Raw genomic sequence first — 18,381 nt, 5'->3', positions numbered from 1 at the left:
GGATGATCGTCGTCGACTATCCGCTGGATCAGACGACCGAGATCTACCGCATCCGAGCCGAACTCGAACCGCTCGCCGCGGAGCTGGCCGTCGCGCACGCGACGGACGAAGACCTCGAGCGCATCCGCGACGCGCACGAGGCGTTCCGCTCAGCCGTGACATCGACCGGGTCGCATCCCGACACGGCGCACCTCAACGCCGTGTGGCATCAGGCGGTCTATCGCTCCGCTCGCAGTCGGCTGCTGAACGAGATCATCGAGCGCGTCTGGTCGGCCATGCCGGTCGAAGCGGTCTGGCTCGATCGCCGCGCGCTGGCCTCTCTGGAGCACCACGAGGCGATCACCGAGGCCCTCGAGAAGCGCGATGCGAATCTCGCTCGCCGCTTCATGTCGGTGCACATCGAGATCGGCGCCATGTCCACCGTCAGTCACATGCGCGACGTCGGCCACCGCACCAGCTTCGATGAGGGCGCCCTGTGACCGCGATCGACCTCGCGCGGTATATCGACGAACCGGAGTACCGCGCGCAGCACGCCACCACCGGCGCGGTCGAGGTGTTCCTCGACCGCATCGCGGAGGTCGACCCGGTGGTCAACTCCTTCATCACCGTCCGCGCGGAGCAGGCCCTCGCCGAGGCGCAGGAGCAGGACCTCCGTCCCCACGACGCGCTTCCGCTGCGCGGGACGATCCTCGCGGTGAAGGACAACACCGACGTCGCGGGCGTCCCCGCGACGGCCGGCTCGGCGCTCTTCCGCGACCGCGTGCCGACGCAGGACGCCGCTGTCGTCGACCGGCTCCGCCGCGCCGGAGCGATCGTCATCGGCAAGGTGTCGCTGCACGAGCTCGCCTACGGCGGCACCAACGACAACGCGGCGTTCGGCGCGGTGCGCAATCCGTGGGATCCGACGCGGATCCCCGGGGGCTCGAGCGGCGCCTCCGGAGCCGCGGTGGCGGCCGACCTCGCAGTAGCCGCCCTCGGAACCGACACCGGCGGCTCCGTGCGCATCCCGGCGTCCTTCACCGGCGTCTCCGGCCTCCGACCGACCTACGGCTCGGTCAGCAACCGCGGAGTCCGCCCGATCAGTCCGTCCTTCGACACCGTCGGCCCTCTCGCCCGCTCCGTCCTGGACGTGGCCGCTGTAATGGAGGTGATGGCCGGATTCGATCCGGAGGACGCCTGGGCGGTGGAGCACGCGCCGCCCCACGGCCTCGCAGCGGCCGCTCGCGCGACGGATCTCGCTGGCGTGCGCCTCGGGGTGCCACGCGGCTACTTCTTCGACGACCTCGACGCCGATGTCGCCGAAGCGACCGAGGCGGCGCTCTCCGTCCTCCGCGGACTCGGCGCGGAGCTGGTCGAGATCGAGGTGCCCGGATCCGCGGAGGCGAACGCCGATGCGACGCTCATCATCCGCGTCGAGGCCTACGCCCGCTACCGGCGCGCCCTGCACGATTCACCCGATCTGATCGGCCCCGACGTGCGCCAGCGGTTGTGGCTCGGCTCCGAGATCACCGGCGCGGGCGTAGCCGCGGCGACCGCTCGGATGGCCGAGTGGCGCCGGGATGTGCACCGCACCCTGCGCACCGTCGACGCCGCGGTGATGCCGACCGTGCGCATTCCTCCAACCGTGATCGACGGAGTCGAAGACATGACGCGCACGACCGCGTCCGGGACGGCGCTGACCTATCCGTGGAGCGTCGCCCTGGTGCCCGGGCTGTCCGTCCCGTCCGGGTTCACCCGGGAGGTCCTCCCGGTCGGCCTGCAGATTGTCGCCACGCCGTGGCAGGACGCGAACACCATCAGGGTCGGAGCCGCGTTCCAGTCCGTGACCGAGTTCCATCGGCGCCGCCCGGCGCCGCCGGCGTGAGTGCGGGCGAGGCGACGGACGACCGGTACGCGTGGCGGGTCCTCTCCGTCACAACGTTCGGGGTGACCCTCGTCTTCCTGAACAGCAGCTCGGTCTCCGTCGCCGTTCCCGCGCTCACCCGGCAGTTCTCCGCAGGTCCGGTCGAGAGCGAGTGGATCGTCTACGCCTTCATGTTCTCGCTGTCGGTGATGATCCTGCCCTTCGGCCGGATGTCGGACATGGTCGGCCGACGCGCCGTCTACCTCTTCGGGCTCGGGTTCTTCACTCTCGTGAGCCTGCTCTGCGGGCTCGCGTGGTCCGCTCCGGTGCTGATCGCCCTGCGGGTCGCTCAGGGAGTCGCGGCCGCCGCGATCATCACGAACATCACAGGCCAGCTGACCGACGTCTTCCGTGGCGCGGCGCTGGGCCGGGCGCTGGGCTACAACATGATGTTCGTCTCCGCGGCGAACGTGCTCGGTCCTGTCGTCGGCGGGGCGCTGGTCGAGACGCTCGGGTGGCGGGCCCTGTTCTGGTTCAACGTGCCCATCGGCCTACTCGGCGTTTGGTGGGCCGTGCGCACTCTGCGGCAGGCTCCGCCGGCCGCCGCTCCCGGGTACCGCTTCGACTGGGGCGGAGCCGCACTGAGCGTCCTCATGATGGGATCGGTCCTGCTCGCCGTCGGCTTCGGCTCCCGGTGGGGCTGGGCGAGCCCGGCGTTCCTCGGATGCGCAGCGGTCTTCGTCGTCACCGCCGTCTCCTTCGCCGTGCTCGAGCGGCGGCTCGCTCATCCGCTCGTCGCGACCGAGCTCGTCCTGGGCAGCAGGCTGCGCTGGATGTCCTTGATCAGCGGCTTCTTCGCCGCCATGCCCCAGTCCGCCGTCGTCGTCGTCGTCGCGCTGTACTTCCAGGTCACGAACGGGGCGAACGCCCTGGAGGCGGGGTTGCAGGTGGTTCCCCTGGCGATCGGCATCATTGTCATCGGTCCCGTCAGCGGTCGGATGATCAACCGCGTCCCCGCACGGATTCAGGGTGCGCTCGGCGCCGCGGCAGCCGCGATCGGCCTCGGCGGACTCATTGCCGCTACCGTCCTGAGTGCCGTACCGCTGGCCTTCGGGGGCGCGCTCTTCGTCGCGGGCCTCGGAATCGGCCTTTTCACTCCGTCGAACACCGCCGCAATCATGGCCGGCGTCCCCGCCGGTCACCGCGGATCGGTCAACGGCACCCGACTAGTGGCGCACAACTTCGGCCTCACCCTCGGCACCGCCATCGCGCTCACTGCTCTGGCCTCGCAGCTCTCGCCCCTCCAACAGGACGCGGCGTACTCCGGTGATTCCGTCGCGCTGCGAGCGGCGGGAGCCGCCCTGGTCAACGCATTCGCGGTCAGCTTCGGGGCACTACTTCTGGCCACGATCGCGCAGGGAGTGACCTCAGTCCTACGGGGCTCAGGAGTGGGAGATGAGCCGCTTCCCAGCCGCAGCGAGCTCTAAGGGTTGGACGGTGGAGCGGGTAAGAATCTCGATGTCAGTGGGTGGAGTGTCAACGACGGCCTGCGGACAAAATCGGCCTGTTCGACGGTGAGCGTACGAGTACGAGTGGCGCGTATCCGCTCGCGGATCGCTCACCCTTACGGTAAGGAAACGCGACAGGAAAGCGGCCAATCCACGAGATCGGACGAGCAACATGTTTCGGGCAGCTTCGATAGGCCGGACCATTTGCGCCCCGAGCGGACATGCGGCTCCAAAATGACATAAGATACATTATCGGAGATTGACTCAGGTTCTGAAGAGTGGCTGAGGAGGACGCGGGCCGACCTGAAGCAGGTCATCTCTTCCCACCTCAACCTCGGCGGCTGGGGAGTGCGGCATCCGAAGTCGAGGGCGACCTCCGGGCGAACAGCACCGACACGACGAAGACCGTGCCCAACTCGGTTCAGTCCTCGCGAATGACGGCCACGGCGCCGCCTGCAAGTTCGAGTACCCCGTCGACACGGGCGCCGGTGACGAGATCGACCCCGCGACCGGTGACCGTCAGCGGCTCGGCACTGTGGTTGATCGCGAAGAGCCAACTGCGCTCCTCAGTGCGACGTCGGACTCGTTCGACGCCCTCCTGCCCCGGGGTGACGGGAGTGATGTGTGCGAGATCGAGCATGTCGCCGACGAGCTCGGTAAGCGAGGCGGGTGTCAGATGTGTCGAGAGGTAGGCAGCGGTTCCGCTGCCTATCGTGCGACGGGTCATGGCGGGCCGTCCGTCGAGTTCCCCGCCGACGTAGCGTGCCAGGACGTCGGCCGCGGGGGCGGCGCCGAGCTCCGACCAGATCGTCCCCGTCCAGCCGTTGTCGAGCGTCACAGTCTCGTCCGGCTGGAGGGGGAAGACTTCCTCGAACCTCACTCCGAGGAGGTCGCGGAGTGCGCCGGGATAGCCGCCTTCGCGGACGCGGTTCTCGGGTGTGACGATTCCCGAGAACGCAGTGACCAGGACGTGCGCTCCTGCGTGCGCGGCCGCCTGCAGTCGGCTCGCATGCTCATCTGCGAGGAGGAAGAGAGTCGGCACCAGGATGAGCTCGTAGTCGCCTAGTGGCGAAGATGGAGGGATGACGTCGACTGCGACGCCGCGCCGGGTGAGTTCGCGATGAAGCGCCAGCGGGACGTCGAGCGCCGTCAGGTCGACAGAGGGCGTGCGGCTGGACCGCAGCGCCGCGGCCGAGTCCTCGTCGAAGAGGATCGCCACGCGAGCTCGCTCGACCAGGGACCCTCGGACCTCGGAGATCCGCTGCAGCAGTGCGCCGAAGTCGGCGGCCTCGCGGAACACCTTCGTCTCGGCTCCTGCATGGGGTACCACGGCGGAGTGGAAGGACTCGCTGCCCGCGGTCGATTGCCGCCATTGGAAGAACAGAGCGCCGTCGGCGCCGCGGGCGATGTGCGCGAGGCTGTTGCGCGCCAGCTCGCCGAACGACTTCGCGCGGTTGCGCTTCTGCCAGTTCACTGCCGACGTCGAGTGCTCGATGAGCAGCCAGGGTTCACCGCTCGAGATGCCGCGGACCCGGTCTGCACTGAAAGCGAGTTCCCCGTATCGCTCGGGGTCCGCGCCGATCGTGTAGTGATCATTGGCGACGAGGTCGACCTCCCTCGCCCAGGTCGCGTAGTTCGCAACGCCCGGGTGGTTCTGCACCATGAAGTTCGTCGTGATCGGGACGGTCGGAGTGATCCGCCGGAGGACGTCGCGCTCGGCTCGATAGTGGGCGAGCAGTGCATCGCTCGAGAAGCGCTCCCAGTCGAGCAGGAGCCCCGGGTTGCGGTTGGTGCTGCTCCACCGCGGAGGCTCCACCTGGCTGATGCTCGTGTAGTGGTGCCCCCAGAAGGCGCTGCCCCAAGCCGCGTTCACCTCTGCGACACCGCCGTGGCGCCTCAGCAGCCACGACCGCCAGGCGGACGCGGTCTCGGCGTCGTAGGAGTGGTGGTTCTCGTTGCCCAGTTCATTGCTGACATGCCACATCTTCAGAGCGGGGTGCTCGGCGTAGCGGGTTGCGAGGGTCTCGACCATCCTCAGCGCATAGCGCCGGAAGACCTGCGACGAGGGGTGCCAGCCCAACCGGCCGCCCTGCGCGACCCGAACCCCTTCCTCCGAGACGGGCGCGATCTCGGGGTGGGCCTGCAGCAGCCAGATGGGAGGGGCTGCAGTCGGGGTCGCGAGGTTCACGCCGATCCGGTTCTCGGCGAGCAGATCGAGGACGCGGTCGAGCCAGGCGAAGTCGAACTCACCGTCGGCGATCTCGAGCAGCCCCCAGGAGAACACGCCGACGTTGAGCGAGTTCACCCCGGCGCGCCGCATGAGGGCGACGTCCTCCTGCCACACAGACTCCGGCCACTGCTCGGGGCTGTAGTCGCCGCCGTACGCCAGCCCGTCCGCGATCCACGGGAATGTCGTGCCGGCGGGGAGGTCGGCGGACCGGGAGGTGAAGGTGGTCATGCGGTGGCGGGTTCTCTCGTGGAGGGGGCGGTCGGAGGAGTGGGAGGGGAGTCACGGGGCCCGAAGTGCGTCCACGTCGACCGAGACCTCTCCTTCAGAGGGAACCGCGACGACCAGCACGCGTTCCCGGTACCGGATGGTGTGCGGGCCGGCCGCCGAGGGCCGGTGGCAGCGCAGCGCAGCGGACACGAGCACTCCGCCGGCCCAGGTCATCGACACCGAGACGCCGGGCCGGGCGATCAGCCCGTGGACGCCCCCCTCGGGGAACGCCGGAGGCAGTGCGGGCAGCAGGTCGATGACACCCGCGTGGCTCTGCAGCAGCATCTCGGCCACGGCAGCGGTGAAGCCGAGGTTGCCGTCGATCTGGAACGGTGGGTGGGAGCAGAAGAGGTTCGAGTGCAGGCCACCGTGCCACGGGCCGGCGTCCGAGGTCGCGCGGCGGAACACCAGTGGCAGGAGGTCCTGGATCCGGTCGGCGCGCCCCAGCCTGGCCCAGATCGCTGCCTTCCAGACGAGCGACCACCCGGTGCTGTCGTCTCCGCGCCGCTCCAGCATCGCCGTGGCGGCCTCGACCAGGACGGGACCGGGGACCTCGTCGCCGGGGAAGATCGAGTAGAGCGGTGAGACGTGGCGGTGACGGGGATCCTCCTCCTCGACATCCTTCCCCCACTCGAGAAGGCGTCCCTCATGGATGAGAGGTGCCGAGGGGATCCGGCTCAGTGCTGCGCGGGCCGCGGAGGTGAGGTCGTCGACCGTCCGGCACCGTTCGTCGACCGCGACCACCGTGGTGAGCAGCTCCTTCGTCAGCGCGAGGTCGAGCGCGCTGGAGGTGGTCAGCGAGACCGGGCGGCCCTCGAGCAGGTACCGGTTCTCGGGTGAGGTGGAGGGGGAGGTCTGGAGGGAGCCGTCCGGCGACTCGATCAGCCAGTCGAGGAGGAACTGCGCAGCGCCGCGCAGGGCGGGCCGAGCACGCTCGGCGAAAGCGTCGTCTCCACCGAACTCGAGGTGCCGGCGGTGCACCGCGAGCAGCCAGGGGGCGGCCATCGGCCAGAACGCCCAGGAGGCGTCGCCGCGTCCGGCGCCGACCGCTGTGGTGTGCGCCCACGCGTCGGTGTTGTGGTGCGTCACCCAACCGCGGGCGCCGTACAGCGCCTCGGCGGTCGCGCGGCCGCGAACGGCGAGCGCGTCGACGAGCTCGAGGTAGGGCTCGAGCGTCTCGGGGAGGTCGACCACCTCTGCGGGCCAGTAGTTCATCGGCAGATTGATGTTGGTGGTGTAGTTCGATGACCACGGCGGCTGCGACTCCGCGTTCCACAGGCCCTGCAGCGTCGTCGGAAGCCCGCCGGGGCGGGACGAGGTGATGAGGAGGTAGCGGCCGAGATCGAACAGCAGCGCGGCCAGTGCGGGATCGGCTGCGATCCCCTCGGCGTAGACGGCGCCGAGCCGTTCACCGGTGTCGACGGATCGCTGCGGCCCGAGGGTGAGCACGACGCGGTCGAACAGCGCGCGGTGATCGGCCGTGTGCGCGGCGAGGAGCGCGTCCCACCCCTCCGCGAGGGCGCTCGCGACGGTCTGTGCGGCAGCGTCTCCCGCTCGACGAGCGGTGCCCTCCGGCTCTCGGCCCAGCCCCTGGAAGGTGGTGCGGGTGGCGAGCACGAGCGTGAGGCGGCGGACGCCGACGGCGACCGGGAGCCCCTCGCGCACCTCGTCGGTGCCGTCGTGCTGCCAGTCGAGGACGGCCGCGCCCTCGAGTGCGCTGCCCGGCTCCGCCGACCAGCGGACGGGCTCCGCCGGTTCGTGCGCCGGCGGGACGTCACTGGGCAGGCGCAGCTCGAGACGACGGTTCTCCGTCGCGAGGACCCGATGCTGCGTCGAGAGCTCGGCGACCACGTCGACCGGCGCCTCCGAGGTCAGGCGGACGACGAAGACTCCGTGCGGGGCGCTGACGAACGCCTCCTGCAGGAGTCCGTCGGCGGTCACCGAGCAGAGCGCCGACGCGAGGTCGAGCTGCCGCTGGTAGCCCGTCGACGCGGTGCCGGACACCGAGAGCCGCAGGTCGATGAAGGGCTGATAGGCCTGCGTCCATCCGGTCTGCTCGCGGCGCAGGAGCTGCTCCGCTCCCTCCGGGTCGCCGGCCGCGAGGCGGCGGCGGCTCTCGGCGAGCAGCTCGGACGCCTCCTGCGGAGTCGGAACGGCGAAAGCCGCCTCATTGCGGGGCGAGCCTGACCACGCGGTTCCGTCGTTGATCTGGAAATGCGGCGAGAGCGCTGCGCCGAGGCACATGACACCGAGGCGGCCGTTGCCGAGAGGGTACCCCTCGACCCACTCCCCGGCGGGTGAGGACGAGAGCAGGCGCGTCACTAGAAGCGCACCGCCCCGCTGGCCAGTCCCGAGCGCCAGAAGCGCTGGAGCGACAGGAAGACGATCACGATCGGAACCACCGAGACGAGGGAGCCGACGACGGTCAAGATCTGCAGTCCCGGGATCGTGATGGAGGACTGGTTCCAGCCCGTCAACCCGACGGTCAGCGGCATGAGTTCCTGATCCGTCAGCACGAGCAGCGGCAGCATGTAGCTGTTCCAGCTGCCCAGGAACGCGAAGAGCAGCACGGTCACGAGCCCGGTCGTCATGAGCTTGAAGGCGATGGAGGCGAAGATGCGCAGCTCGCCGGCTCCGTCGATGCGCGCGGCTTCGACGAGCTCGATGGGCACCGAGGCCTGGATGTAGACGTAGCAGAGCAGGACTCCGAAGGGGTACGCCAGCGCGGGGAGGAGGACGCCCGCGTAGGTGTTGTTCAGACCCATGCCGACCAGGAGCACGTAGGTCGGCTGAGCGAGCACCGTGCCCGGGACGAGCATGCTGCCCAGGACCGCACCGATGATCAGCTTGCGACCGCGGAACTGGTAGACGGCGAGCGCGTAGCCGGTGATGGCGCACACGAGGGCCGTCAGTGCCGAGCCGATCACCGAGTAGAGCACCGAGTTCGCCACCCAGCGCCAGAAGATCCCGCCGTCGTAGGAGGAGAGGGCCGCGAGGTTCTCGCCCAGGTTCATCTGCGCGAACCAGAGCCCGGGTGTCGAGAAGAGCTCGGAGGTCGACTTGGTCGAGGCCACAATGAGCCAGTAGACGGGGAGCAGGAAGTAGATGGTCGCGATGATCATCGCGACCATCACCACGGTCGTCCAGAGTCTGCTCGAGGAGCGCTCCGCTGCTGCCGGGCGTTCGCGTCTCGGGGCGTGGGCGGTCGAGGCGGTGCGCTCCTCCAGTGTCGAGGTCATGCCTGGTTCACTCCGTTTCGACGAGTACTGATCCGCATCACGACGAGCGAGAAGACGAAGGTGGCGACGCCCAGGATCACGGCCATGGCCGAGGCGAGCTGCGAGTTGTTGCCTGTCGTCGACATCGCGAAGATCGCCATGTTCGGGGTGTAGGCGGTGGAGATGTTGGAGGTGATCGATTGCAGTACCGAGGGCTCGTTGAAGAGCTGCAGAGTGCCGATGATCGAGGAGAGCGTGGTGAGGAGGACCGCGGGCCAGATCATCGGCACCTTGATGCTCAGAGCGATCCGCACCTCCCCGGCGCCATCGAGCCGAGCGGCCTCGTACATCTCGCGAGGGACCGATTGCAGGGCGGCGAACAGGATAATCATGTTGATCCCCACGTTCGACCAGACGCTGATGTTGGCGATCGACCAGAGCACTGAGCCCGGCGAGAGGAAGTCGGCGGGGATGCCGACCGATTGCAGCAGCTGCACCAGCGGGCTGACGCCCGGCTGGTAGAGGAACCCCCACAGAAGAGCCGCGATCACTCCCGGGATCGCGTAGGGGATGAAGACCGCCAGCTGGAAGAAGCGTGTGCCCTTGACCAGAGGCGAGTCGAAGAGCAGGGCCAGTGCGGCGGCGATGATCAGCATCACGGGCACCTGCACGGCCCCGAACAGGATCACGCGGAGGAAGCCTCCGAGGAAGCTCGAGTCGGCGAAGGCGCGCATGTAGTTGTCGATGCCGACGAACACCGCTCCGGTATCGCCTCCGAAACCCAATCCCGACGTCTTGACCGAGAACAGGCTGTTCCAGATCGCGACCACGATGGGGGCGACGAGGAACAGCAGGAACAGGGCCACGAACGGGAGCACGAAGAGGTACGGCGCGATCCGCATCCCGCCGGTGACCGGCGCGGAGCGCCGGGCCGGCCGCAAACGAGGCCCGCCCGGGAGAAGTGTGGTCGTCGGCACCGACATCGGCTAGGCCCCCTTCACGTTCAAACCACTCGACTCCATGGTCGCGATCGTGTCGGCCTGCACCTCGTCGAGGACCTCGACGAACGTGGTGGAGCCCGTCGCGACGAGCGAGAAGCCGTCGGTGATGCCCGTCTGGACGCTGGAGAACGCGGGACCGTCGACCCAGGTGGAGGGGGTGTTCTTCGCGGCCTCGACGAAGACCTCGGAGGTGACCTGCCCACCGAAGAAAGGCTGGGGCTGCTCGAGTGCCGGCGACGCGAGTCCGACGACCGTCGAGGGGAAGAGGCCGCCGACCGTGATCAAGGTGTCCTGGTTCTCGTCCGCCGAGTTCAGCCAGACCGCGAAGCGCGCTGAGGCCTCCAGGTTCTTCGCGCCCTTGAGCGCGACGACCGCCGCTCCGCCGGACTCGCCTGCGGCGGTGCTGCCGGCATTCACCGGTAGCGGAGCGATCTTCCACTTGCCGGCCGTGTCGCCGACGTTCTCGGCCAGCAGGTTCGGGAACCATGCGGCGTACGAGACGGTGGCGATGCGTCCGGCGGCGATGTCGGCCCAGTAGTCGGGGGTCCACATCTGCGTGACCTTGACCAGTCCCTCGTCGAGGAGGAGCTGCCAGCGCTCTGCGACGAGCTTGCTCTCGGGCGAGTTGACGCTGACGATCCACTGATCGCCGTCGATGCCGAACCAGCTGCCCTCGGCCTGCCAGACCTCCTGCATCCACTGCCCGATCTCGGTCGGCGAGAATCCGGCGATGTACACCTCAGGGTTCGCGGCGTGCAGGGTCCTGGCAGCGGCGACGTAGTCGTCCCACGTCTCGGGGACCTCGATGCCGTACTGCGCGAACAGGTCCTCGCGGTACATCATCCCCGCGGGCCCGATGCCCTGCGGGACACCGTAGACGCCGTCGTTGAACCTGACCTGGCTCCAGGAGCTCTCGGTGAACTTCTCCGCCACTCCCTCGGTGTACTCCGAGATGTCCTGGACTCGCCCTGCGATCACGTACTCGGGAAGATCGTGGCTGCTCAACTGGACGAGGTCAGGACCGGCGCCCGCGTCGACTGCGGCCTTGACCTTCGCGCCGTCGTCCCCGGTCATGCGGTGGAAGCTGACCTGGACGTCGGCGTTCGCCGAGTTCCAGGTGGCCACCATGTCTTCGAGGCCGGGGACCCACCCCCAGAAGTCGACCTTCGCGACGCCGTCCTCGTCGACAGCGGCGGAATCCGAGCTCGCACCCTGAGCGGTGCAGCTGGCGAGCACGCTCATGCCCACCAGTCCGAGTGCGCCGCTGAGAAGGACGCGTCGGCCCATGGCGGGGCCGAGACCGTGTGCTTGCATTGTTGAGTCCTTCCGTGACTACGTTGTCGTCGCCCGCCGCATCGGCTGGGCAGAAGTTGTTCTCCGTCTAGCCGTCCGATGTTTACGGGCGGCATTTGCGGTGCGTGGGTAGTTTGACCGGCGGAACGACCAGGAGTCAAGTTCTTTCATATGATGTCTGAGGCCCTTGATGTCCGTTCCGCCCAACCGCAAGGAGTTCCTGATGCCTCTGACCGACCTCGCCCTGGATCAGCTGGAGGCTTACTCGCCTGACGTCGCAGAACCAAGCGACTTCGACGACTTCTGGGGGCGCGCCCTCGCCGAGTCCCGTGCTTCGGGAGGATCCGTCGTGCTCTCCGACGCGCAGGCTCCGTTCTCGGCGATCACGGTCACGGATATGACCTTCCCCGGCTTCGGTGGCGAGCCGATCAGGGCCTGGCTCAGTGCTCCCGCCGGTGCGCAGGGGCCTCTGCCGACGGTGATCGAGTACAACGGCTACAACGGCGGTCGAGGAGTGGCCGGGGAGAAGCTGCTCTGGGCGGCGGCGGGCTACGCGCACCTCTTCATGGATACGCGTGGGCAGGGCAGCGGCTGGGGCACCGGTGGTGACACCCCTGACCCTTCCGGGTCGGGTCCTGCCACTGCAGGCTTCATGACTCGCGGAGTGCTCGATCCCGAGCAGTACTACTACCGCCGGTTGTTCACGGACGCGGTCCGACTGATCGACGCCGCCGCCGACCTCGACGTCGTCGACGCCGGTCGTATCGCCGTCGCCGGCGCCAGCCAGGGCGGAGGGATCGCGCTTGCTGCGGCGGCGCTGCATCCGCTGGTGCGTGCTGTGATGCCGGACGTGCCCTTCCTCTGTCACTTCCGGCGCGCCGTGGACGTGTGCGGCGAGGACCCGTTCGCGGAGATCAAGCGCTACCTCGCGGTGCACCGTCGACACGAGGCCGCCGTGTTCAGCACCCTCTCCTACTTCGACGGCGCCAACTTCGCTCGGCGGGCCACAGCTCCGGCGCTCTTCTCGGTGGCTCTGATGGACGACATCGTGCCGCCGTCGACGGTTTACGCCGCGTACAACCGGTACCGGGGCCCGAAGCGGATCGAGGTGTACCCGTTCAATGGACACGAGGGCGGCCAGACCGAGCAGTGGCACCGTCAAGCCGAATGGCTCCCCGCACAGGTCGCCCGGCCGGGATCACCCCGGGTGGCGACGTCAGCGCGACCCTAATATAAGCGCGTGGCAGTCACCGACGAGGCAATCAGGAAGATCAAGTCGATGATCGTCGTCGGCGAGCTCAAGCCGGGCGACCGTCTCCCGCCCGAGAAGGATCTGAGCGAGCGCCTCGGCATCTCGCGTAGTTCGCTGCGCGAGTCGGTGAAGGCCCTCGAACTGTTGAATGTGCTGAACGTGCGGCAGGGCGACGGGACCTACGTCACCAGCCTCGAGCCTCGGCTCCTCCTTGAGGCCGTCTCGTTCGTCGTCGATTTCCATCACGACGAGTCGCTGCTCGAGCTCTTCGAGGTGCGGCGGATCCTGGAGCCCGCGGCGGCGGCGATGGCCGCCGTCCGCGTCGACGACGCGGGGATCGCTGCACTCCGCGAGCTGATGACGCACGTCGATGAGAACACCAGTGTCGAGGATCTCGTGGCCCACGATCTGGCGTTCCACCGCAGCATCTCGATCCTCGGCGGCAACTCCTACCTGGTCTCGCTGCTCGACGGGCTCTCGAGCCACACCGTGCGCGCTCGAGTGTGGCGAGGCCTGACCGAGGACCGCGCAGTGTCGCGCACCCTGCTCGAGCACACCCAAATTATCGACGCCCTGGCCCGTCACGATCCCGACACCGTGCGCGCGTGGGCCACGGTGCACATCAGTGGTGTCGAGCACTGGCTGCGCGAGGCTCTCGCCTGGGGGTCTGTGCCCGAGCTCCCGCAGGCAGAGGTGGCGGCGCCGCCGGACACCGCTGCCGCGCCGACCTCGAGGCGACGCCGTCAGGCGACGGCGAAGTTGTAGACCCGTGCGGCTGTCCCGGCCAGGACAGCCGCGCGCTCCGGTTCAGACAGGGCGCTGATCGCCTCGATCGTGACGTCGAGAACGTCCCGGTAGCCGGCCCCGGTCGCACCGATGGGCCAGTCGCTGCCGAAGAGCAGGCGATCCGGCCCGAAAGCCTCGAGCGCCACGTCGACGATCCTCGCGACCGCCGCGGCGGGGAGACGTCCTCCGGAGGAGGTGAACCCGGAGAGCTTCCCGACGGTGTTGGGATGCGCAGCGACGCTGTGGATCCAGTCCGCCCAGGCGTCCAGGTCGGCGTTGGGCCCGGGCTTCCCCAGGTGGTCGATCACGATGACGCTGTGAGGAGCTGCCCGCAGGAGTTCGCAGGTCGCGGTCGCCAGCCGCGGGAAGGCATCCGGGACGTCGAAGGCGAGACCGCGGCGCCCGAGGAGCCGGACGGTCTCGATGACGGGCTGCGACGCCAGGAGACCGTTGTCGGATGAATCGTGGACCAGTGCCCGTACGCCGCAGAGAGCATCGGCGAACTCGGTGTCGAGGGCGGCCGCCACTCGCTCCGGGAATCCGATCGGCAGCCAGCCGACCACCCCGAGCACCGCGCCCGTCGAGCGGGCGATGTCTGCGAGCCATCGGGTCTCGACGATCGAATCGGCCGCCTGCACGAGGACGAGGCCGTCGACGCCCGCGTCGGAGGTCGCCTCGAGCGTCTCCTCGACGGTGACGTCGCGGAACAGCGGACCCGCCGCCGGCGTCAACCAGCCGTACTTCAGGCGGTCGAGTTCCCAGACATGCACGTGCGCGTCGATGACCCTCATCCCGATGCCAGGACCGCCCATAGCTCCTCGGGGAGCGGCACGGTGAATCGGCGAAGACTCTGCTCGAGCTGATCCGCGCTGTCGGCGCCGACAGCGACCGCGGTGACGGCGGCATGGCGGAGAGGGAACTGCAGAGCCGCGGACGGCAGCTCGACCCCGTGGTCCGCGCAGATTCCCGCCAACGCCCGTGCCCGCTCGAGGAGTTCGCGCGGAGCTGGTGCGTACTCGTAGCGGTCGCCGTCGCTCGGAACCGGAGTCGCGAGGAGGCCGGAATTGAAGACGCCGGCGACGATGACGTCCATACCGGCGACCTGGCATCTGGGCAGGAGTTCGAGCGCCGCGGGCTGCTCCAGCAACGTGTAGCGCCCCGCGATCATCAGCTCATCCACCACTCCGGCTGCGGTTCCAGCCAGTAGCGCGTCCACGGAGGTGGAACCGACGCCGACGCGCCCCACGAGCCCCTCTGCACGGAGCTGTGCCAGCGCATCCAGCGCCGTGTCGAGTCCGCGGAGACCGTATCGGTCGGGGTCGTGCAGGTAGAGGGTGTCGATGCGCTCCAACCCGGTGCGCTCGAGGCTCTCCTTAAGACTGCGGCGAATCCCCTCCGCGCTCGGGTCCCACTCGCGCCGGAACGCGTCAGGCACGAGGAACCCCTCGTCGTCCGAGCCGGTCGGGATCTGCGGGACCAGCAGCCGCCCCACTTTCGTCGACACCTCGTACTCGTCCCGGGGCCTGTCTCGCAGCGCCGCGCCCAACCGCCGCTCGGAGAGCCCGAGGCCGTAGTGAGGGGCGGTGTCGAATCGGCGCACGCCGAGACTCCAGGCCCGGTCGACCAGAGCACGCGCTGCCTCATCGGAGAGCTCGCGGCCGAGGTTGCCGAGCTGCGCGGTGCCGAGAACGAAGCGGCCGAGCGGATCGAGCAGCTCAGGCATTCGCTCCGGACCAGACGCGGCCACCGGGGAAGGCGTGATCATGAAGGGAGGCGGCGAGCATCTCGGTGCCTGCGCCCGGCACGAGGGGCGGCCAGTAGCGGCCGTTTTCGACCCGTACCGGCGTCGCGAAGTGCTCGTGCAGGTGGTCGACGTACTCGATCATGCGCCCCTTCTTCTCTCCGGAGACCGCGAGGTAGTCGAACATCGAGAGGTGCTGCACCACCTCGCACAGTCCGACACCGCCGGCGTGCGGGCACACCGGGACGCCGAACTTGGCGGCCAGCAGGAGGATAGCGATGTTCTCGTTGACACCGGCGACCCGGCAGGCGTCGATCTGGACCACCGCCACCGCCTCCGCTTGGAGAAGCTGCTTGAAAATGACGCGGTTCGCGATGTGCTCGCCGGTTGCGACCGGGATCGGGGCGATGCGTCGGGCGATCTCGGCGTGTCCGAGGATGTCGTCGGGGCTGGTCGGCTCCTCGATCCAGGCCACGTCGTACGGGGCGAGGCGCTGCATCCACTCGACCGCGGCGTCCACGTCCCAGCGCTGGTTGGCATCGACGGCGATGCGGATGTCCGAGCCGACCGTCCGCCGAGCGAGCGCGAGTCGACGCACGTCGTCCTCGACGTCGCCGCCGACCTTCAGCTTGATCTGCTCGAATCCCTCCTGGACCGCCTCGCGGCAGAGCCGCTCGAGCTTCTCGTCGCTGTAGCCCAGCCATCCGGGCGTGGTCGTGTAGGCGGGGTATCCCTCTGTCACGAGGTCGATCTCGCGCGCGTCCATGCCCTCGCGCGCCTTCCGCAGCATCGTGAGCGCCTCCTCCTGCGTGAGCGCGTCGCTGAGGTAGCGGAAATCGATCAGCCCGACGATCTCCTCCGGCTCGAGGTCGGCGAGGTGCCGCCACAGTGGGCGGTCGGCGCGCTTGGCTCGCAGGTCCCACAGCGCATTGATCACAGCCCCGGTCGCCATGTGCATGACGCCCTTCTCAGGTCCCAGCCAGCGCAACTGCGAGTCGTGAACGAGGAGGCGGTATGTAGCGCCCATGTCGTCCAGCACGTCTCGCAGTTCGCGACCGAGGAGGTACGGCGCAAGTGCGGCGATCGCTGCGGTCTCGACCTCGTTGCCGCGGCCGATGGTGAAGGCGAAGCCGTGCCCCTCCAGTCCGTCCTGCGCGTCGGTCCTGATGACCACGTAAGCCGCCGAGTAGTCGGGGTCGGCGTTCATCGCGTCCGACCCGTCGAGGTCGCGGGAGGTGGGGAATCGAACATCTATGGTGTCGACCGAGACGATGGTGGTCACTTCGCTCCTTCATGCTGTCGCGGCAGAGCCGGCTCGACCTACCTTCACGCAGACATCGGATATCTGCAAGCTTTAAGACGGCCAGCAAGCCCCGGAACGGCTCGAATCAGCTTCTTCGTGATGAATAGCTCCGATGTTAGTGTGCAGGAGTGACCGCATCTGCTCCTTTTCCGTCCTGCTCTCTCGCTCGCCTCGGGCAACCCGGACGGGAGGTGCCCGTCCTCCGGATCGGAGGGGACGTCTACGACCTCCGACCGCTGACCGGCGACATCGACGGAGCGTTCCTGGCCGGCGGCGGCATTGACCGAGCGCGCGCGGCGCAGTACGCAGGTGAGCTGTCCCTGCTCGACGGCGCTGCGTCGATGCGGGTCGGTGCGCCTGTCGCCCGACCCGGGAAGGTCATCTGCATCGGGCTCAACTACCGCGACCACGCGGCCGAGACCGGAGCGGCGATCCCCTCCGAACCGATCGTCTTCATGAAGGACCCGGACACGGTCATCGGACCCGACGACGACGTCCTGATCCCGCGCGGCAGCTCGAAGACCGATTGGGAAGTCGAGCTCGCCGTGGTGATTGGATCGACAGCGCGCTACCTCGATTCCCCCGCCGACGCAGCTGCCGTGATCGCCGGCTACGCGATTTCGAACGATGTCTCGGAGCGGGAGTTCCAGCTCGAGCGCGGCGGCCAGTGGGACAAGGGCAAGTCCTGCGAGACCTTCAACCCGCTCGGACCGGTCCTGGTGCCGAACCTCGACGCCTCGGCCCTCGGACTGCGTCTCCTCGTCGATGGAGAGGTCCGGCAGAACGGATCGACGGTCGACATGGTCTTCAGTGTCGGGTACCTCGTCTGGTACCTCAGCCGGTTCATGGTCCTGCGACCGGGCGACGTCATCAACACGGGGACGCCCGCGGGCGTCGCGCTCGGCCTGCCCGGAACCCCCTACCTGCGACCTGGCCAGGTGGTCGAGCTCGAGATCGACGGCCTCGGTCGCCAGCGCCAGACGATGAGCCAGGCGTGACCGCGGAGTTCACGGGTCTGCGCGCCCTGGTGACCGGCGGTGCTTCCGGCATCGGGGCAGCGATCGTCCGCGAGTTTCTCGACCGGGGTGCGCAGGTCGCCTCCCTCGACCTTCAGCCCTCCGGCTCCCCCCTCGGATCGAGCCGGTACCTGTGCGACATCGCGGACGACAGCTCGGTGGAAGGCGCCGTGGCGGCTGCAGCAGAGCATCTCGGAGGGATCGACATCGTCGTCAACAACGCCGGAATGGGTGCGCAGGGAACCATCGCGGACAACTCCTCGGAGGAGTGGCTGAGGGTGCTCGACGTGAACGTGGTCGGCATTGCACGGGTCACTCGGAACGCCCTCCCGCACCTCCTCCGCTCGAAGAACGCCGCGGTCGTGAACACCAGCTCGATCGCCGCAACCGCGGGTCTGCCCGCGAGGGCGCTCTACAGCGCCAGCAAAGGCGCGGTACTCGCCCTAACCCGCGCCATGGCCGCCGACCACCTCGCCGACGGCATCCGCGTCAACGCGGTCACCCCCGGCACAGCGGACACGCCGTGGGTGAATCGGCTGCTCGAGACCGCCACTGATCCGGAAGCCGAACGAGCAGCTCTCGAAGCACGCCAACCCCACGGCCGCCTGGTCACCCCCGAAGAGATCGCTCACGCCGTCGCCTTCCTTGCGAGTCCGCGAGCGCGCTCGACCACAGGAACCGCGATTGCGGTTGACGGCGGGATGCAGGAACTTCGGCTTCGGGGTCAGCCCTAGATCCGGGAGGTCGTCCTGCAAGCCTGCGATGAGCAGGGCCACGGAAGCGTAACGGGGATCGTCGAAGGCAGCGCGTTGCCGCGGAGAGGCACACCATCCCGCGCCGAGATAACCTCATTATCGGCGATTACCGGAAGGGCGCCGGGTCCTCTGGGACGCGAGCTTGCGGCCCCGGCTTTGCCTGCGCAC

The 18,381-nt window shown here is 68.7% G+C and carries 15 protein-coding genes; 7 read left to right on the top strand and 8 right to left on the bottom strand.

The genetic code is table 11. From position 1 onward, the window contains the following. Positions 1–2: 2 nt before the first annotated feature. From NB037_RS02160 to NB037_RS02150, 3 genes are all read left to right on the top strand, one after another. Positions 3–479, top strand: a complete 477-nt coding sequence (locus NB037_RS02160) for a GntR family transcriptional regulator (protein WP_251943215.1) — start codon at positions 3–5, stop codon at positions 477–479. Then, positions 476–1,864 (top strand): amidase, encoded by a 1,389-nt coding sequence (locus tag NB037_RS02155; protein ID WP_251943213.1) that lies wholly within the window; start codon positions 476–478, stop codon positions 1,862–1,864. The genes NB037_RS02160 and NB037_RS02155 overlap by 4 nt, the downstream gene beginning before the upstream one ends. A 62-nt stretch (positions 1,865–1,926) precedes the next feature. After that, positions 1,927–3,330 carry an MFS transporter gene (locus NB037_RS02150; protein WP_251943212.1) on the top strand — a complete coding sequence of 468 codons (1,404 nt, stop codon included), beginning with the start codon at positions 1,927–1,929 and terminating at the stop codon, positions 3,328–3,330. Positions 3,331–3,772: 442 nt separating this feature from the next. Here NB037_RS02150 and NB037_RS02145 read toward each other — a convergent pair whose 3' ends face one another. The 5 genes from NB037_RS02145 to NB037_RS02125 all read right to left on the bottom strand — a co-directional run bounded on the left by NB037_RS02145 (position 3,773) and on the right by NB037_RS02125 (position 11,381). Beyond that, the gene (locus tag NB037_RS02145; protein ID WP_251943210.1) at positions 3,773–5,809 is read right to left on the bottom strand and encodes a beta-galactosidase; all 2,037 of its coding nucleotides are present in this window, start codon (positions 5,807–5,809) and stop codon (positions 3,773–3,775) included. A gap of 51 nt (positions 5,810–5,860) precedes the next feature. Then, positions 5,861–8,170 (bottom strand): glycosyl hydrolase family 95 catalytic domain-containing protein, encoded by a 2,310-nt coding sequence (locus NB037_RS02140; RefSeq protein ID WP_251943208.1) that lies wholly within the window; start codon positions 8,168–8,170, stop codon positions 5,861–5,863. After that, on the bottom strand, positions 8,170–9,087 hold the full coding sequence (locus NB037_RS02135; protein WP_251943206.1) for a carbohydrate ABC transporter permease: 918 nt from the start codon (positions 9,085–9,087) through the stop codon (positions 8,170–8,172). The genes NB037_RS02140 and NB037_RS02135 overlap by 1 nt, the downstream gene beginning before the upstream one ends. Continuing rightward, the gene (locus NB037_RS02130) at positions 9,084–9,968 is read right to left on the bottom strand and encodes a carbohydrate ABC transporter permease (protein WP_251943203.1); all 885 of its coding nucleotides are present in this window, start codon (positions 9,966–9,968) and stop codon (positions 9,084–9,086) included. The genes NB037_RS02135 and NB037_RS02130 overlap by 4 nt, the downstream gene beginning before the upstream one ends. Before the next feature lie 84 nt (positions 9,969–10,052). Continuing rightward, positions 10,053–11,381 (bottom strand): ABC transporter substrate-binding protein, encoded by a 1,329-nt coding sequence (locus NB037_RS02125; protein WP_251943201.1) that lies wholly within the window; start codon positions 11,379–11,381, stop codon positions 10,053–10,055. 202 nt (positions 11,382–11,583) lie between these two features. On the opposite strand from NB037_RS02125, the gene NB037_RS02120 reads away from it, so the two are divergent. Continuing rightward, entirely contained in the window at positions 11,584–12,591 is a 1,008-nt protein-coding gene (locus NB037_RS02120; RefSeq protein ID WP_251943199.1) for an acetylxylan esterase, read from the top strand. A 9-nt stretch (positions 12,592–12,600) separates the two neighbouring features. Further along, complete coding sequence (locus NB037_RS02115) at positions 12,601–13,377, top strand: FadR/GntR family transcriptional regulator (protein WP_251943197.1); 777 nt, start codon at positions 12,601–12,603, stop codon at positions 13,375–13,377. Here the strand turns inward: NB037_RS02115 and NB037_RS02110 are convergent. From NB037_RS02110 to NB037_RS02100, 3 genes are read right to left on the bottom strand one after another with little or no spacing between them, the layout of a single operon-like run. Continuing rightward, the gene (locus NB037_RS02110) at positions 13,356–14,210 is read right to left on the bottom strand and encodes an amidohydrolase family protein (RefSeq protein ID WP_251943195.1); all 855 of its coding nucleotides are present in this window, start codon (positions 14,208–14,210) and stop codon (positions 13,356–13,358) included. The genes NB037_RS02115 and NB037_RS02110 overlap by 22 nt on opposite strands. Continuing rightward, positions 14,186–15,121, bottom strand: a complete 936-nt coding sequence (locus NB037_RS02105; RefSeq protein WP_251943191.1) for an aldo/keto reductase — start codon at positions 15,119–15,121, stop codon at positions 14,186–14,188. The genes NB037_RS02110 and NB037_RS02105 overlap by 25 nt, the downstream gene beginning before the upstream one ends. Then, entirely contained in the window at positions 15,114–16,421 is a 1,308-nt protein-coding gene (locus NB037_RS02100; protein WP_251943190.1) for an enolase C-terminal domain-like protein, read from the bottom strand. Before NB037_RS02100 ends, NB037_RS02105 begins: the two co-directional genes overlap by 8 nt. A 212-nt stretch (positions 16,422–16,633) precedes the next feature. Here NB037_RS02100 and NB037_RS02095 point away from each other — a divergent pair, with 212 nt between their 5' ends. Both NB037_RS02095 and NB037_RS02090 read left to right on the top strand, forming a co-directional pair. Further along, positions 16,634–17,440: a fumarylacetoacetate hydrolase family protein gene (locus tag NB037_RS02095; protein ID WP_251943189.1), complete on the top strand. Its 807-nt coding sequence runs from the start codon at positions 16,634–16,636 to the stop codon at positions 17,438–17,440. Further along, positions 17,437–18,192, top strand: coding sequence for an SDR family NAD(P)-dependent oxidoreductase (locus NB037_RS02090; protein ID WP_251943188.1), 756 nt, complete (start codon positions 17,437–17,439; stop codon positions 18,190–18,192). The genes NB037_RS02095 and NB037_RS02090 overlap by 4 nt, the downstream gene beginning before the upstream one ends. Positions 18,193–18,381: the final 189 nt, after the last annotated feature.

The sequence above is a fragment of the Rathayibacter rubneri genome, assembly GCF_023743255.1.
GTDB classification, from domain to species: domain Bacteria; phylum Actinomycetota; class Actinomycetes; order Actinomycetales; family Microbacteriaceae; genus Rathayibacter; species Rathayibacter rubneri.
This window is presented reverse-complemented; position numbering and strand designations above follow the sequence as displayed.

Coding starts and splice junctions, on each gene's coding strand:
- NB037_RS02160 (WP_251943215.1), top strand. CDS start 3: ATGATCGTCGTCGACTATCCGCTGGATCAGACGACCGAGATCTACCGC.
- NB037_RS02145 (WP_251943210.1), bottom strand. CDS start 5,809: ATGACCACCTTCACCTCCCGGTCCGCCGACCTCCCCGCCGGCACGACA.
- NB037_RS02135 (WP_251943206.1), bottom strand. CDS start 9,087: ATGACCTCGACACTGGAGGAGCGCACCGCCTCGACCGCCCACGCCCCG.
- NB037_RS02130 (WP_251943203.1), bottom strand. CDS start 9,968: ATGCGGATCGCGCCGTACCTCTTCGTGCTCCCGTTCGTGGCCCTGTTC.
- NB037_RS02125 (WP_251943201.1), bottom strand. CDS start 11,381: ATGCAAGCACACGGTCTCGGCCCCGCCATGGGCCGACGCGTCCTTCTC.
- NB037_RS02120 (WP_251943199.1), top strand. CDS start 11,584: ATGCCTCTGACCGACCTCGCCCTGGATCAGCTGGAGGCTTACTCGCCT.
- NB037_RS02110 (WP_251943195.1), bottom strand. CDS start 14,210: ATGGGCGGTCCTGGCATCGGGATGAGGGTCATCGACGCGCACGTGCAT.
- NB037_RS02105 (WP_251943191.1), bottom strand. CDS start 15,121: ATGCCTGAGCTGCTCGATCCGCTCGGCCGCTTCGTTCTCGGCACCGCG.